A 15,007-nucleotide genomic window follows, 5' to 3' on the forward strand; every position below is an offset into this window, starting at 1 on the left:
GGGCAAGAGGGCTGTGGGGCACCGCGCGTCGGGCGGGGTCCGGGCGGAGACCTATGCTGGGGGGCGTCGGACAGCGCGGTCCGCCACCCCTCCAGATGCTCAGAACTTCGCAAGGAGCCGCACCTGTGAGCAGTGCCGACCACACCAATGCCGCCCTGCGGGCCGATATCCGCCGCCTCGGCGATCTCCTCGGTGAGACGCTGGTCCGCCAGGAGGGTGACGAACTTCTCGACCTGGTCGAGCGCGTGCGGGCCCTGACCCGTACGGACGGGGAGGCGGCCGCCGAGCTGCTGGGCGCCACCGACCTGGAGACCGCCGCCCGGCTGGTGCGGGCCTTCTCCACGTACTTCCATCTGGCGAATGTCACGGAGCAGGTGCACCGCGGCCGCGAGCTGCGGGCCAAGCGGGACGCCGAGGGCTCGATCCTGGCCCGTACCGCGGACCAGCTGAAGGAGGCCGACCCCGAGCACCTGGCGCAGACCGTGCAGCACCTGCAGGTGCGGCCGGTGTTCACCGCCCACCCCACCGAGGCCGCCCGCCGCAGCGTGCTCAACAAGCTGCGGCGCATCGCCGAGCTGCTGGACGCGACCGCCACGGGCACGGGCGACAAGCGCCGCACGGACCTGCGGCTGGCCGAGAACATCGACCTGCTCTGGCAGACCGACGAGCTGCGCGTGGCCCGCCCGGAGCCGACCGACGAGGCCCGCAACGCGATCTACTACCTGGACGAGCTGCACGCCAACGCCGTCGGCGACGTCCTGGAGGATCTTGCGGCGGAGCTCGACCGCGTGGGCGTGCAGCTGCCCGCCGGCACCCGCCCGCTGACCTTCGGCACCTGGATCGGCGGCGACCGCGACGGCAACCCCAACGTCACCCCCGAGGTGACCTGGGACGTGCTGATACTGCAGCACGAGCACGGCATCACCGACGCCCTGGAGCAGGTGGACGTGCTGCGCGGCGCGCTGTCGAACTCCATCCGCAACAGCGGCGCCACCGAGGAACTGCTCACCTCGCTGCAGCGGGACCTCGAACTGCTGCCCGAGATCAGCCCCCGCTACAAGCGGCTCAACGCCGAGGAGCCCTACCGGCTCAAGGCCACCTGCATCCGCCAGAAGCTCGTCAACACCCGCGAGCGGCTGGCCCGCAACACCGCGCACGAGGAGGGCCGGGACTATCTGGGCACCGGCGAGCTCCTCGCCGACCTGCTGCTCATCCAGGACTCCCTGCGCGCGCACCGCGGCCGGCTGATCGCCGACGGCCGGCTGGAGCGGGCGATCCGCACCCTGGCCGCGTTCGGGCTGCACCTGGCGACCATGGACGTCCGCGAGCACGCGGACGCCCACCACCACGCGCTCGGCCAGCTCTTCGACCGCCTCGGCGAGGAGTCCTGGCGCTACGCCGACATGCCGCGCGACTACCGGCGCCGCCTGCTGGCCAAGGAGCTGCGTTCACGGCGCCCGCTGGCGCCGATGCCGGCGCCGCTGGACGCGGACGGGCAGAAGACGCTCGGCGTCTTCCACACCGTCCGCGAGGCGCTGGAGTGCTTCGGGCCCGAGGTCGTCGAGTCGTACATCATCTCGATGTGCCAGGGCGCCGACGACGTCTTCGCGGCGGCCGTCCTGGCCCGCGAGGCCGGGCTGGTCGACCTGCACGCCGGCTGGGCGAAGATCGGCATCGTGCCGCTGCTGGAGACCACGGACGAGCTCAAGGAGGCCGACCGGCTGCTGGACGAGATGCTGGCCGACCCCTCCTACCGGCGGCTGGTCTCGCTGCGCGGCGACGTCCAGGAGGTCATGCTCGGCTACTCCGACTCCTCCAAGTTCGGCGGCATCACGACCTCGCAGTGGGAGATCCACCGCGCCCAGCGCCGGCTGCGCGACGTCGCGCACCGCTACGGCGTGCGGCTGCGGCTCTTCCACGGCCGCGGCGGCACGGTCGGCCGCGGCGGCGGCCCCACCCACGACGCGATCCTGGCGCAGCCGTGGGGCACGCTGGAGGGCGAGATCAAGGTGACCGAGCAGGGCGAGGTCATCTCGGACAAGTACCTCATCCCGTCCCTGGCCCGGGAGAACCTCGAACTCACCGTGGCGGCCACGCTGCAGGCCTCCGCCCTGCACACGGCGCCGCGCCAGTCGGACGAGGCGCTGGCGCGCTGGGACGCGGCGATGGACACCGTCTCGGACGCGGCGCACGGCGCGTACCGGCGCCTGGTCGAGGACCCGGACCTGCCCGCGTACTTCTTCGCCTCGACCCCGGTCGACCAGCTCGCGGACCTGCACCTGGGCTCGCGCCCGTCCCGCCGCCCCGACTCCGGCGCGGGTCTCGACGGCCTGCGGGCCATCCCGTGGGTCTTCGGCTGGACGCAGTCCCGCCAGATCGTCCCCGGCTGGTACGGCGTCGGCTCGGGCCTGAAGGCGGCCCGCGAGGCCGGCCTGGAGACGGTGCTGGAGGAGATGCACGAGCACTGGCACTTCTTCCGCAACTTCCTCTCCAACGTGGAGATGACGCTGGCGAAGACGGACCTGCGCATCGCGCAGCACTACGTGGACACGCTCGTCCCGGACGAGCTGCGGCACGTCTTCGACACCATCAAGGCGGAGCACGAGCTGACGGTGCGGGAGGTGCTGCGCGTGACGGGGGAGGGCGAACTGCTCGACGCGAGCCCGGTGTTGCGGCAGACGTTCCACATCCGGGACGCGTATCTGGACCCGATCTCGTATCTGCAGGTGTCGCTGCTGCACCGCCAGCGGGAGGCCGCTGCGCGGGGCGAGGGGGCGGATCCCTTGCTGGCGCGGGCGCTCCTGCTCACGGTCAACGGTGTGGCAGCCGGGCTCCGTAACACGGGCTGAGGACGGTTCTTCGGCCGCGGGCCTGCTGTGGTTGCTCGCGCAGTTCCCCGCGCCCCTTACGGGGCGCGGGGAACTGGTACGTACCCCCTACGAGTTGTACGTCCCCTGCGCCCGCTCCAGCCCGTCCACGATCAGTGACTCCACCGCGTCCGCGGCGCGGTCGACCTCGTAGGCCAGGTCCTTCCGTTCCGCCGACGAGAAGTCCTTCAGGACGAAGTCCGCGACCTGCATCCGCCCCGGCGGCCGGCCGATGCCGAAGCGGACGCGGCAGTAGTCCGGGCCCAGTGCCTTCGTGATGGACTTGAGGCCGTTGTGGCCGTTGTCGCCGCCGCCCAGCTTCAGCCGCAGCGTGCCGTAGTCGATGTCCAGCTCGTCGTGCACGGCGATCACGCGGTCCGCCGGCACCTTGTAGAAGTCGCGCAGTGCGGCCGTCGGGCCGCCCGACAGATTCATGAACGACATCGGCTTGGCGACCACCACGCGGCGGCTGGACACGCCGGGGGTGCCGAGCCGGCCCTCCACCACCTGGGCCCGCGCCTTGTGGGCCTTGAACTTGCCGCCCATCCGCTCCGCGAGCAGGTCGGCGACCATGAAGCCCACGTTGTGGCGGTTGCCCGCGTACTCGGGGCCGGGGTTGCCGAGGCCCACGATCAGCCAGGGGGCGCTGGAGTCGTCCGTCATCTGCATGTCTCCTTCATAGCGAACCGCCGCCCCGCTCCAGTGGAGCGGGGCGGCGGCAGCGGTGTGCTATCGGGGCGAGGCTCAGGCCTCGGCGCCCTCGGCCTCGACCTCGGCGGCGGCACCGGCGACGACGTGCAGCACGACGGCGTCGGCCTCGACGGCCAGCTCGACACCGGCCGGCAGGGTGATGTCCTTGGCCAGGACGGAGGCGCCGGCCTCCAGGCCCGCGACGGAGACGGTGACGGCCTCGGGGATGTGGGTGGCCTCGGCCTCGACCGGCAGGGCGGTCAGCGTGTGCTCGAGCAGGTTGCCGCCGGGGGCCAGCTCGCCCTCGGTGTGGACCGGAACCTCGACGGTGACCTTCTCGCCGCGCTTGACGACCAGCAGGTCGACGTGGACCAGGAAGCCCTTGAGCGCGTCACGCTGGACCTGCTTGGGGATGACCAGCTCGTCGCGGCCCTCGATGTCCAGGGAGAGCAGGACGTTCGGGGTCTTGAGGGCCATCATCAGGTCGTGGCCGGGCAGGTTCACGTGGACCGGCTCGGAGCCGTGGCCGTAGACGACGGCGGGGACCAGGTTGGCGCGGCGGTCGCGGCGGGCGGCGCCCTTGCCGAACTCGGAACGGACGGCAGCGGCGAGCTTGATCTCGGCCATGGTGCACTCCTCGGAGGCTTGAACTGTGCGGGGCGGTTACCCGGCCCACGACAGGCCTGCTACGAAGAGCGCGTCGATAACGGACCACCGCACACCCATGAATGGGGGCGGCCTCCCTCGCCGAGCAACTCGATGAGTCTACCCGGCGGGGAGGCCGTCCAGAAATCGATCAGCACACAAGTGCTACTGAAAGATCGTTACGCCTGCTCGTCGAAGAGGCTGGTGACCGAGCCGTCCTCGAACACCTCGCGCACGGCGCGCGCGATGGTCGGGGCGATCGACAGGACCGTGATCTTGTCGAGCTCCAGCTCGTTCGGCGTGGGCAGGGTGTTGGTGAAGACGAACTCGCTCACCTTGGAGTTCTTCAGGCGGTCCGCGGCCGGGCCGGAGAGCACGCCGTGCGTCGCGGTGACGATGACGTCCGCGGCGCCGTGGGCGAACAGGGCGTCCGCGGCGGCGCAGATGGTGCCACCGGTGTCGATCATGTCGTCGACGAGGACGCAGACGCGGCCCTCGACGTCACCGACGACCTCGTGGACGGTCACCTGGTTGGCGACGTCCTTGTCGCGGCGCTTGTGGACGATCGCCAGCGGGGCGCCCAGACGGTCGCACCAGCGGTCGGCGACGCGCACGCGGCCGGCGTCGGGGGAGACGACGGTGAGCTTGTCGCGGTCGACCTTGGCGCCCACGTAGTCCGCGAGGATCGGCAGCGCGAACAGGTGGTCCACCGGGCCGTCGAAGAAGCCCTGGATCTGGTCGGTGTGCAGGTCGACCGTGAGGATCCGGTCCGCACCCGCGGTCTTGAACAGGTCGGCGACCAGGCGGGCGGAGATGGGCTCACGGCCGCGGTGCTTCTTGTCCTGACGGGCGTAGCCGTAGAACGGCACGATCACCGTGATGGAGCGGGCCGAGGCCCGCTTCAGCGCGTCGATCATGATCAGCTGTTCCATGACCCACTTGTTGATGGGAGCCGTGTGGCTCTGCATCAGGAAGCAGTCGGCGCCGCGCGCGGACTCCTGGAAGCGGACGTAGATCTCGCCGTTGGCGAAGTCGAATGCCTTGGTCGGGACCAGGCCGACGCCCAGCTGGTGCGCGACCTCCTCGGCAAGCTCGGGGTGGGCGCGGCCGGAGAAGAGCATGAGCTTCTTCTCGCCGGTCGTCTTGATCCCGGTCACAGCACAATCTCCTTGGATGTCGCTTTGTGTGCGCTTATCACGGTACGCCCCGCACGGCGTCCCGGTGTCACGGTCACTGCTCTCCGTCGGTGGTCCGGTGAGCTGCGGAAGCGGCGTCTGCGGCGGCGCTTCCCGGGCGCTTGCGCGCCACCCAGCCCTCGATATTGCGCTGCTGGCCGCGGGCGACGGCCAGGGCGCCCGGGGGCACGTCCTTGGTGATGACCGAGCCGGCGGCCGTGTAGGCGCCGTCCCCGATCGTGACAGGAGCCACAAACATGTTGTCCGAACCGGTCCGGCAGTGCGAACCGATCGTGGTGTGGTGCTTGCTCACTCCGTCGTAGTTCACGAACACGCTGGCGGCACCGATGTTGGTGTACTCGCCGATCGTGGCGTCGCCGACGTACGACAGATGCGGGACCTTGGTGCCCTCGCCGATCTCGGCGTTCTTCATCTCGACGTAGGCCCCGGCCTTGGACTTCCGGCCCAGGTTCGTACCCGGACGGAGGTATGCGAACGGGCCGACGACGGCGCCCTCGCCGATCCGCGCCGAGACGGCGACCGTGTTGTCGACGCGCGCGCCGGCGCCCACGGACGTGTCCGTCAGGCGGGTGTTGGGGCCGACCTCGCTGCCTGCGGCCAGGTGGGTGGCGCCGAGGAGCTGGGTGCCGGGCTGGACGAGCGCGTCGGGCTCGAAGGTGACGGTGACGTCGACCCAGGTGGTGGCCGGGTCCACGACGGTCACGCCGCTCATCATCGCGGCGTGCAGCAGGCGCTCGTTGAGCAGCTTGCGCGCCTCGGCCAGCTGGACGCGGTTGTTGATGCCCAGGATCTCGCGGTGGTCGCCGGCCACGGCCGCGCCCACCCGGTGCCCGGCCTCGCGCAGGATGCCCAGGACGTCGGTCAGGTACTCCTCGCCCTGGCTGTTGTCCGTGCGGACCTTGCCGAGCGCGTCCGTCAGGAGCTGGGCGTCGAAGGCGAACACCCCGGAGTTGATCTCGCGGATGGCGCGCTGCTCGTCGGTGGCGTCCTTGTGCTCGACGATCGCGGTCACGGCGCCGGTCGCGGCGTCGCGCACGATGCGGCCGTAGCCGGTGGAGTCCGGGACCTCGGCCGTGAGGACCGTGACCGCGTTGCCGTCGGCGGCGTGGGTCTCCGACAGGCGCGCCAGCGTCCCACCCGTCAGCAGCGGGGTGTCGCCGCAGACCACGACCACGGTGCCGTCGAGCGCGACACCGCTGTCCGAGAGCTCCTCCAGGCCCATGCGCACGGCGTGGCCGGTGCCGTTCTGCTCGTGCTGCACGGCGGTGCGGACGCCCGGGTCCGTCTCGGCCAGGTGCGCGGAGACCTGCTCGCGGGCGTGGCCGACGATGACGACCAGGTGCTCCGGGTCCAGCTCGCGGGCGGCGGAGACGACGTGTCCGACGAGGGAGCGGCCGCAGAGGGTGTGCAGGACCTTGGGGGTCGCCGACTTCATGCGGGTGCCCTCACCCGCTGCGAGGACGACGACGGCTGCCGGGCGGTTGGCGCTCACGGGTGTGTCCTTTGGCTTCGAGTGGTGGACACCCGAAGGATACCGGTGAGTCTTGCGGCCGAAACGCGCCCCGGGAACGACTGCCTGGTCAGGGCCTCGGAGCGGGACGGAAATCACGGGGGAGGACCCGGAAGGAAACGGTAGGGCCCGGAGGAAACCGAAGAAAAAGGGCCGGAACTGAAGCTCCCCCGCCAGGACTCGAACCTGGAAAGACGGCACCAAAAACCGTAGTGTTGCCAATTACACCACAGGGGATAGCAATCTCACCCGAATCGGACATTGGCCAAGACCTGTCCGCCGGGTACCCCACACTATGCCGTACCGCCGCCCTCCGACGCGACGGTATGTGCCCTTGTACTGCTGCGCACCCCGGGAAAAGCGGTGGCACCCGCCCGTAGTCTGGGTGGTATGACCACAACGGGGGCAATCACGGACGCAGGCGCGCGGGGCGCGCCTGCGGGGCCGTGGTGGTGGGCGCGCCGGCGGGGCCTGGCGCTGGATGCGGTGCTGGCCTTGGTGTCGGCGCTCGAATGCATGCTGGAGGGCGTCTCCTTCGCGAACGAGGCCGGACTGCCGGCCGCGCTCGTCGGCCTGGCGGGGATACCCGTGGGGGCCACGCTGCTGCTGCGGCGGCGCTGGCCCGTCGCGGTGGTGCTGGTGTCCATCGCGATCACCCCGGCCGAGATGGGCCTGCTGCTCGGCATCGTCGCCCTCTACACCCTCGCGGCCTCGGACGTCCCGCGCCGCATCATCGTCGTCCTGTCCGGCGCCTCCTTCGCCGGGACGCTGATCGTCACGCTCGCGCGCTTCCACCGCGACATGCCGCAGGACGCCTACCGCCCCGGATTCTGGGCGACGCTGGTCTTCTCCCTGGTGATGGCCCTCGGCCTGACGGCACCGCCGGTACTCATGGGCCTGTACGTCGGCGCCCGCCGCCGCCTGGTGGAGAGCCTGCGCGAGCGCGCCGACGGCCTGGAGCGCGAGCTGTCCCTGCTGGCCGACCGCGCGGAGGAACGGGCCGAGTGGGCCCGCAACGAGGAGCGCACCCGGATCGCGCGCGAGATGCACGACGTGGTGGCCCACCGGGTGTCGCTCATGGTGGTGCACGCGGCGGCCCTGCAGGCGGTGGCCCTCAAGGACCCCGAGAAGGCGTCCCGCAACGCGGCCCTGGTCGGCGACATGGGCCGGCAGGCGCTGACGGAGCTGCGCTCGATGCTGGGCGTCCTGCGGACGGCTTCGGACGCCCCCGCCGCCCCCGCCCCGGAAGAGCCGGAGCGGCTCGCGGCCGTGGCGGCCGCCGCGTCGGCGCGGGTCAGGGCGGCCGGGGACGCCGCCGGGCCGTCGCTGGAGGAGCTGGGCGACCTGGTCGAGCAGTCGCGCACGGCCGGGATGGTCGTGGAGCTGTCCATGGAGGGCGAGGAGCGGTCGTACGCGGCGCCGGTGGAGAGCACGGCCTACAGGGTGGTGCAGGAGGCCCTGACGAACGTGCACAAGCACGCACCCGGCGCGAAGGCGGTGGTGCGCGTGGCGCACCGGGAGGCGGAGGTCGCCCTCCAGGTGGAGAACGGCCCGTCGGACGGCCGGGGCCCCGAGCTGCCGAGCGGCGGCAACGGCCTGATCGGCATGCGGGAGCGGGTGGCTGCGCTGGGGGGCGTGTTCGTGTCGGGGCCGACGGATGCGGGGGGCTTCCGCGTTTCGGCGGTCATACCGGCTTAGGGGGTGCCGGGGGCGCCCCGTCGGGGCTTCGCCCCGGACATGGGCCGGTGGGTCGGCTGCGGGCCGGCTGTGGCTGGTCGCGCAGTTCCCCGCGCCCCTGACGGGGCGCGAACGCCCTAGCCCTGTTGCCGGGTGCCGGCCGAGAGGCGTGACGGGCGGGTCCCCGTCACCAGGGTCCCGATCGCATGATCGATATCCGACCCCAGGTACCAGTCCCCCGCATGGTCCAGCCCGTACACCCGCCCGTGCGCGTCGATGGCCAGCAGCGCCTGGCCGTCCAGCTCACGGCCCAGCGGACACACGTCCGCCCCCAGTGCCCGCCCCAGGTCGGCGACGGTCCGGGCCAGGTGCAGCCCGTGCATCGGGTCGATCTCGAACGGCGTCGGCGCGATGTGCCGCCCCGGCCCGGACGACGCGATGCGCAGTCCGCCGAACTCCGCCCACGCCTCCACGGCCGCGGGGAAGACGGTGTGCCGGTGCCCGGCGGGCGAGACGTGGGAGCGCAGGGCGTCGGCCCACTGCTCGGCGGCCTTGATGTCCCAGCGTCCGGGCTGCCACCCGGCCTCGCGCAGGGCCGCGTCGACGGCGACGGGGAAACGGGTGGCGGCGGTGCGGTCGAAAGCGCGCATGGTGTGGTGGTCAGTTCCTGCCATGGGTCGAGGGGGCCGGATCGACGGAGCGTACGCCGAAGTGGGCCAGCAGCGCGGTACAGGAGCGGCAGGGCGGGGCGTAGCCGCCGTGCAGCGGGTCGCCGTCTTCGCGGATGTGGCGGGCCGTCAGCTTGGCCTGCTTGAGGGCCCGCCGGGCCTCGCCGTGGGTGAGGGGTTTGCGGGAGGCGCGTTTGCTGCGGCCGCCCTCGAAGCCGGTGAGGAAGCGGGTCAGCAGGACCGCTTCCGGGCAGCGGCCGGTGAAGCGCTCGCGGCGGTCGCTGGTGAGGGTGTCCAGAAAGTCCTGGACGAGGGGGTGCAGCCGGGGCGGCTGGTCGGCCTTGCCGCCGGTGCAGGTGAGGGTCTCGCCGCGGACGGAGAGCGCCGCGGCGACCGCGGGCAGGATCCCGTCGCGGCGGTGCAGCAGTGCGGGCGGTCTGTCCGCGTCCTCGGTGGAACTCCAGGTGAGCCGGGGGTCGCCGGGCGTACCGCCCTCGGTCTGGCGGTCCTGAGTCGTGTGCATGGTGGTACTTCCCTCCCGTGCAATCCCCCTGTTGCGGGGATCAGACTGCCAAATGGGGTGGCGGGTGCGGAAGGCAGGTCGGCGTTGCGTGCGCCTGGTGTGCCGCGTGATGGCTGAGGGGGCACGAGTTGTCGCCGTGGGAGTGGAGCTGCGGCGGGGTCATATCGGTATTCACGCCGCGCCGGTGTACGCGGTTGCAAGCGCCGGTCGGATGTCGGCGGCATAGGCGCGGGGCGGGTGCGGGGCAGCGGCGGAATCACGTCTTGCGGCACCGCATAGGCTTGTCGGTCACGAGGTGTGCTCGGCCTGCGGCCGGGTCTCCAGGAGACAGCAGGCAGTCAGTAGGGGGCTTCCGCCATGACTTCAGGTCGGCTCGGGCAGCAGGCCGCGCCACCGAACGCGGCCTATGCCGGGCAGGTCGTGCACTTCCCGGACCCGGTCCGGCACGCCCGTCATCCCAAGGGCGTCCGGGTGGACGAGAACGGCTTTCCGGACTTCTCCGCGTACGCCAGGGCCGCCGCCGAGATCGCGGAGCCCCCGGAGGGCTTCGGCGTCGACGAGCTGCGGCTGACCGACTACGTGTCGGCCAACGCCGCGCTCTGCGCGGCGGGCCACGAGCTGTGGGCGAGCATGCCGCCGGTGGCCACCCCGCACGGCTGGACCTGGCACCACGTCGCCGGCACCCGGCGCCTGGAGCTGGTCCCCGTCGAGGTCAAGGCGCTGCTCCGGCACCACGGCGGCCTGACGACGGCCCTCGTGGACCAGGACAAGCGCGGCACCCGCCCGCTGCAGGAGACCCGTCCCGTGCACTTCGCGCTCCCGCAGCGGGAGCTCGCGGTGACGGAGGAACAGGTCCAGGGCGTCGAGGAGGACCTCGGCTACCGCCTGCCGGACGCGTACCGCTCCTTCCTCAAGGCGGCGGGCGGCTGCGTACCCGTGGGCGCGGCGCTGGACGCGGAGCTGGGCCTGCTGATCGACCAGCCGTTCTTCACGGTGCGCGAGGAGGCGGCGGTCAACGACCTCGTCTACGTCAACAAGTGCCTGCGGGACCACCTCACCAAGGACTACCTGGGTGTGGCCTTCGTCCAGGGCGGCGTCCTCGCCGTCAAGGTGAAGGGCGAAGCGGTCGGTTCGGTGTGGTTCTGCGCGTACGACGACGCCCGGGACCACGACGGCCGGACGGTGCAGGAGCGGGTGGAGCACCTCCTCCTGCCCTGCGGCGAGGACTTCGACGCCTTCCTGATGCGGCTGGCCGGCGGACCGCCGGAGCTGGAGACGGTGGCGAACCTGATGGTGGACGGCGGCTTCGCGTACGCCGTTCCGGTGGAGGGGTGAGCGGCGCATGGTGACGTTCGCGCAGGCGCAGGAACGGGCGGAGCGCTGGGTCAACGGCGACGTGCCCGGATACCTCCACCGCGAGGTGCAGGTAAGGGAGTTCGACCTGGGCTTCGTGGCCTGGGCCGAGGGCGGCTCCGGGGGCGGCGGCGCCCGCCTGGTGATCGCCCGGGACAGCGGTGAGACGACGCTGTGGCCGGCACTGCCGGTGGGCGAGGTGATCCGCCGCTACGAGGAGGAGTACGGAACGGTGCCCGTGGACGAACCGGCCCCGGACGCGGCACCGCCGCGCCGGGTGGACCTGGAGGCGACGTCGTTCCTGCTGTCGCCGCCGCAGTGGCTGCAGGACGCGGCGGACGCGATGGGGATCCCGGACCGCAGGACGCCGTCCTCGCCTCCGGCGGGGGATGGTGACGGTGCCGGGACGCCTCCGGTGGGGGCGGGTGGTGACGGTACCGGGACGCCTCCGGCGGGAGGCGGTGACGGCACTGCGGCGGTCACGTCCTGGGAGGACGTGGACAAGTCCGCTGTGGGTGCGGCCCCCTGGGCGGGTGCCGAAGAGGACGACGACCGCTCGGTGGGTCTGCCGGCGACGGTGCTGACGCCGGCGCTGTCGGGTTCGGACGCCGGGGCGCCTCCGGCGGGGGACAGCGGCGACACCGGGGCGGCCATGTCCTGGGAGGACGTGGACAAGTCCGCTGTGGGTGCGGCCCCCTGGGCGGGTGCCGAAGAGGACGACGACCGCTCGGTGGGTCTGCCGGCGACGGTGCTGACGCCGGCACTGTCGGGTTCGGACGCCGACGACACGCCGCCGCCGGGCGTGCGTTCGGACGCGAAGACGGAACTGCTGCCGCGGGGCAGTGCGCTGCCGGCCACGGCGATCGCACCGGCTCTGCCGGGTGCTGCTGCGCAGGCTCCGGGTGCGCCGGGTGCGGCGCACGGCCATGCCGCGCCGGGTGCGCCCGGTGCGCCCGTTGGCCTTCAGAGCCCGGGCATTCCGGGTGCCCCGCAGGCACCCGGCGACCCGATGGCCCCTGGCATGGCCCACGCCCCGCAGGGCGCGGATGCCTCTGGCGGTTCGCAGGGCCTTGGTGGCCCTGGGGTCCGGCAGGGCATGGGCGTCCCGGGTGGCCCGGCAGGCCTTGGCCCGTCCGCTGGCGACCTGGGTGCGCCCGGTGCTCCGCAGGGTGTCGCTGGCCCCTCGACCCCTGGCGTATCCGGTGTTCCCGGTGGCCCGGCGGTTCCGGGTGCACCTGGTGCTCCGCAGGGCACTGGCGGCCCGGTGCCTCTCGGCGCGTCCGGCGGCCATGCCCTGGGCGGGCCTGGCGTCCCGCAGAACATGGTTGGCCCGGCGGCACCTGGCGCACCCGGCGTCCCGCAGGGCGTCGGTGGTCCGGTGAGCCCTGGCACACCGCAGGTGCCCGGCGTGCCGGGCGGTCCGCAGAGCATCGGTGGCCCTGCGGCCCCTGGCATGCCCGACGCTCCGCAGTCACCTGGCATCCCCGGTGCTCACGCGGCCCCGGGCGTTCCTGGTGTCCCGCAGGGCGGCAGCGGTCCGGCGACTCCCGGCATGCCCGGTGGTCCGTCGGTTCCCGGCGTGCCCGGCGGTTCGCAGAGCGCGGGCGACCCGTCGGCCTCCGGCGTGCCCGGTGCTCCGGCGGTCCCGGGTGTCCCCGGTGCCCCGCAGGGAACCGGCGGTCCGGTGGCTCCCGGCATGCCGGGCGGACCTGCGGGCGGGAGCCCGCAGGACATCGGTGGTCCGGTGACTCCTGGCGCCCCGCAGGGCGGTCTGGCAGCCCCCGGCGTGCCGGGCGGTCCGCAGAGCATCGGCGGACCAGTGCCCCCCAGCATCCCGCAGGGCATCGGTGGCCCCTCGGCCCCCGGCGCGCCCAACGGCCCGCAGGCGCCCGGTGTCCCCGGCGTCCCGGGTGCGCCGAACACCCCGCAGGGCACCGGTGGTCCGGCATCCCCCGGCATCCCCGGCCTCCCGCAGCCGCCCGGCGCCCCGGCGGTCCCGGGTGCCCCCAACCCCCCGCAGCCGCCCGGCATCCCCGGCGTCCCGGGTGCCCCGAACGCCCCGCAGGGCACCGGCGGTCCGGCAGCCTCTGGCATCCCTGGCCCCCCGCAGCCGCCCGGTATTCCCAACGCGCCCCAGGGCGCAGCCGCCGCCTCCGGCACCCCGCAGGGCGCGGCCACCCCGAACGCCCCCCAAGCCCCCGGAACCCCCGGAGGGAACCGGCACTACGCCGCCACGATGCTGGCCGACCCCAGTGCCATGGCGGGCGCCCCCGCACGCCCCGGTGGCAACCCGCCCGCGCCTCCCGGCGCACCCGGTGTCCCCGGTGGCGCCCCGCCCGCGCCCGGCGGCACCCCGCCCGGCGGCGTGCACCACGCCGCCACCATGTTCGCCCCGCAGGGGCCCGGCGGACCCGTCCAGCCCCCGAGCCCCCCGCAGGGGCCCGGGCAGGGGCCCGCCGTGCATCACGCCGCCACGATGCTCGCCGGGCCGAACGGCCCGCAGATGCCGGCCGCACCTCAGCCTCCCGGCGTCCCCGGAGGGGCCCCGCTCGCCGGGCCGAACGGCCCGCAGGCGCCGGCCGCACCCCAGCCTCCTGGCATCCCCGGCGCCCCCGCAGGGGGTCCCGCGCCCCGGCCCCCCGGTATCCCCGGCGCCCCCGCAGGGGGTCCCGCGCCCCAGCCCCCCGCCGCCCCGCAGGGGTACGGGTACCCCCAGCCCTCCGCCGGGCCGCCCACCGTGGGGCCCGGGTACATGGCCGTGGTGCGGTACCGGGCCCAGGACGGGTCCGAGCAGCAGATCATCCGGCGCAGTGCGCCGGGCACGCCGCACCCGGAGTGGCAGATCCTGCACGAGCTGCGCGGCATGAACGTGCCCCCGCAGTCCGTCGTCGAGCTGCACACCGAGCTCGAGTCCTGTGATCTGCCGGGCGGTTACTGCGCCCGCATGGTGCGCGAGACCTGGCCGCAGGTGCGGATCAGCCACACCGCCGCCTACGGGCGCGACCACGCGACCCGGCAGCAGGGCGTGCGTCATCTCGTCGCGCACCAGGGCGAGTTGCACCAGGTCGCCGACGGCCCGGCGCGCCCCGCGCCGAACCGGGCGCCGCTGCCGCACCCGAGCCAGGTGCGTCCGGCCCCGCCCGCGGCGCCGGACGTCATCGGGCGGGAACTCGCCGAGTCCTTCGGCCCGCAGGGCGTCTTCCGTTTCGACCAGCGCGCCGTGTCGCGCCAGGGCGTGCCGGAGGTCGTCGCGCAGACCCTCGTCCAGGCGGGCGTGCCCGTCGACTTCGGCCCGTTCTTCTGGGGGCAGGCCCAGCCGGGCCGCCCGGTGCCGACGCTCGCCGAGCTCGCCGTCGAGCGCGGGGTGCAGCCGGCGGCGGACGCCGGTTCGTACCTGGTGATGGGCAGCGACTACGGCCGCCAGCTGTGCGTGCAGTACGGTACGGCGCACATCGTGGCCGTCCCCCTGGAGGCCGGGCCCGACGGGCGCGCGGCCGTGCCGCAGTTCGTCAACACGAGCCTTCCTCAGTTCGTACGCTCTTTGGCGCTGCTCGGCAAAATGTGGCGCTGGCGCTACGGGCTGACGCCGGAGCAGGCCGGGCGCTGGACCGTGGACTTCCAGGAACAACTGGCGGCACTGGACCCGGTGGCCCTCTCCTCGCCGGAGAACTGGTGGGCCGTGCTGCTGGAGCAGATGTGGGACGGTCTCTTCTAGCGGCCGGCCGAGGCGTGGACGGCACAGGGCGCTCGACCCGTGGACGGCGGGACGGGCGCCCTGTGCACAAGACGGGGCGGAGTGTCGTGTCAAGAGCGCCTCTCCCGTCCAGGAATGATGGGACGCCGGACCGCGTCGCATACCGGATTTCCGGATATAAGGG

At 73.3% G+C, this 15,007-nt stretch carries 10 protein-coding genes and 1 tRNA gene; 4 read left to right on the forward strand and 7 right to left on the reverse strand.

Features of this window, described 5'->3' with window-relative positions; all coding sequences use genetic code 11:
• The first annotated feature begins 125 nt into the window (after nucleotides 1-125).
• Entirely contained in the window at nucleotides 126-2,849 is a 2,724-nt protein-coding gene (gene ppc / locus ACWD4B_RS10725; RefSeq protein ID WP_451420411.1) for a phosphoenolpyruvate carboxylase, read from the forward strand.
• 87 nt (nucleotides 2,850-2,936) lie between these two features.
• Here ppc and pth read toward each other — a convergent pair whose 3' ends face one another.
• The 5 genes from pth to ACWD4B_RS10750 form a co-directional block, all read right to left on the reverse strand.
• Nucleotides 2,937-3,530, reverse strand: coding sequence for an aminoacyl-tRNA hydrolase (gene pth / locus ACWD4B_RS10730; protein WP_451420412.1), 594 nt, complete (start codon nucleotides 3,528-3,530; stop codon nucleotides 2,937-2,939).
• An 81-nt stretch (nucleotides 3,531-3,611) separates the two neighbouring features.
• Nucleotides 3,612-4,184, reverse strand: a complete 573-nt coding sequence (locus tag ACWD4B_RS10735; protein WP_451420413.1) for a 50S ribosomal protein L25/general stress protein Ctc — start codon at nucleotides 4,182-4,184, stop codon at nucleotides 3,612-3,614.
• A 197-nt stretch (nucleotides 4,185-4,381) separates the two neighbouring features.
• Nucleotides 4,382-5,359, reverse strand: a complete 978-nt coding sequence (locus tag ACWD4B_RS10740) for a ribose-phosphate diphosphokinase (protein WP_171081852.1) — start codon at nucleotides 5,357-5,359, stop codon at nucleotides 4,382-4,384.
• Between the two features lie 73 nt (nucleotides 5,360-5,432).
• Nucleotides 5,433-6,890 carry a bifunctional UDP-N-acetylglucosamine diphosphorylase/glucosamine-1-phosphate N-acetyltransferase GlmU gene (glmU, locus tag ACWD4B_RS10745; RefSeq protein ID WP_451420414.1) on the reverse strand — a complete coding sequence of 486 codons (1,458 nt, stop codon included), beginning with the start codon at nucleotides 6,888-6,890 and terminating at the stop codon, nucleotides 5,433-5,435.
• 183 nt (nucleotides 6,891-7,073) lie between these two features.
• Nucleotides 7,074-7,145, reverse strand: a tRNA-Gln gene (locus ACWD4B_RS10750).
• A gap of 153 nt (nucleotides 7,146-7,298) precedes the next feature.
• Between ACWD4B_RS10750 and ACWD4B_RS10755 the strand changes: the two genes are divergently transcribed.
• Nucleotides 7,299-8,606, forward strand: coding sequence for a sensor histidine kinase (locus ACWD4B_RS10755; RefSeq protein WP_451420415.1), 1,308 nt, complete (start codon nucleotides 7,299-7,301; stop codon nucleotides 8,604-8,606).
• 116 nt (nucleotides 8,607-8,722) lie between these two features.
• On the opposite strand, the gene ACWD4B_RS10760 is transcribed toward ACWD4B_RS10755, so the two are convergent.
• Nucleotides 8,723-9,259 (reverse strand): SUKH-3 domain-containing protein, encoded by a 537-nt coding sequence (locus ACWD4B_RS10760; protein WP_451420416.1) that lies wholly within the window; start codon nucleotides 9,257-9,259, stop codon nucleotides 8,723-8,725.
• The gene (locus ACWD4B_RS10765; protein ID WP_336414979.1) at nucleotides 9,246-9,776 is read right to left on the reverse strand and encodes a YwqJ-related putative deaminase; all 531 of its coding nucleotides are present in this window, start codon (nucleotides 9,774-9,776) and stop codon (nucleotides 9,246-9,248) included. The genes ACWD4B_RS10760 and ACWD4B_RS10765 overlap by 14 nt, the downstream gene beginning before the upstream one ends.
• Before the next feature lie 357 nt (nucleotides 9,777-10,133).
• On the opposite strand from ACWD4B_RS10765, the gene ACWD4B_RS10770 reads away from it, so the two are divergent.
• Together ACWD4B_RS10770 and ACWD4B_RS10775 are read left to right on the forward strand one after the other, a co-directional pair.
• Nucleotides 10,134-11,111 (forward strand): SMI1/KNR4 family protein, encoded by a 978-nt coding sequence (locus ACWD4B_RS10770; protein ID WP_451420417.1) that lies wholly within the window; start codon nucleotides 10,134-10,136, stop codon nucleotides 11,109-11,111.
• Between the two features lie 7 nt (nucleotides 11,112-11,118).
• Nucleotides 11,119-14,844 carry an SUKH-4 family immunity protein gene (locus tag ACWD4B_RS10775; protein ID WP_451420418.1) on the forward strand — a complete coding sequence of 1,242 codons (3,726 nt, stop codon included), beginning with the start codon at nucleotides 11,119-11,121 and terminating at the stop codon, nucleotides 14,842-14,844.
• The last annotated feature ends 163 nt before the right edge of the window (nucleotides 14,845-15,007 follow it).

The organism is Streptomyces sp. NPDC002536, assembly GCF_053594995.1.

Excerpts from the sequence above, each read along its gene's own strand:
- pth (WP_451420412.1), bottom strand. The coding sequence starts at position 3,530 with ATGACGGACGACTCCAGCGCCCCCTGGCTGATCGTGGGCCTCGGCAAC.
- ACWD4B_RS10770 (WP_451420417.1), top strand. The coding sequence starts at position 10,134 with ATGACTTCAGGTCGGCTCGGGCAGCAGGCCGCGCCACCGAACGCGGCC.
- ACWD4B_RS10775 (WP_451420418.1), top strand. The coding sequence starts at position 11,119 with ATGGTGACGTTCGCGCAGGCGCAGGAACGGGCGGAGCGCTGGGTCAAC.
- ACWD4B_RS10735 (WP_451420413.1), bottom strand. The coding sequence starts at position 4,184 with ATGGCCGAGATCAAGCTCGCCGCTGCCGTCCGTTCCGAGTTCGGCAAG.
- ACWD4B_RS10755 (WP_451420415.1), top strand. The coding sequence starts at position 7,299 with ATGACCACAACGGGGGCAATCACGGACGCAGGCGCGCGGGGCGCGCCT.
- ACWD4B_RS10765 (WP_336414979.1), bottom strand. The coding sequence starts at position 9,776 with ATGCACACGACTCAGGACCGCCAGACCGAGGGCGGTACGCCCGGCGAC.
- ACWD4B_RS10760 (WP_451420416.1), bottom strand. The coding sequence starts at position 9,259 with ATGGCAGGAACTGACCACCACACCATGCGCGCTTTCGACCGCACCGCC.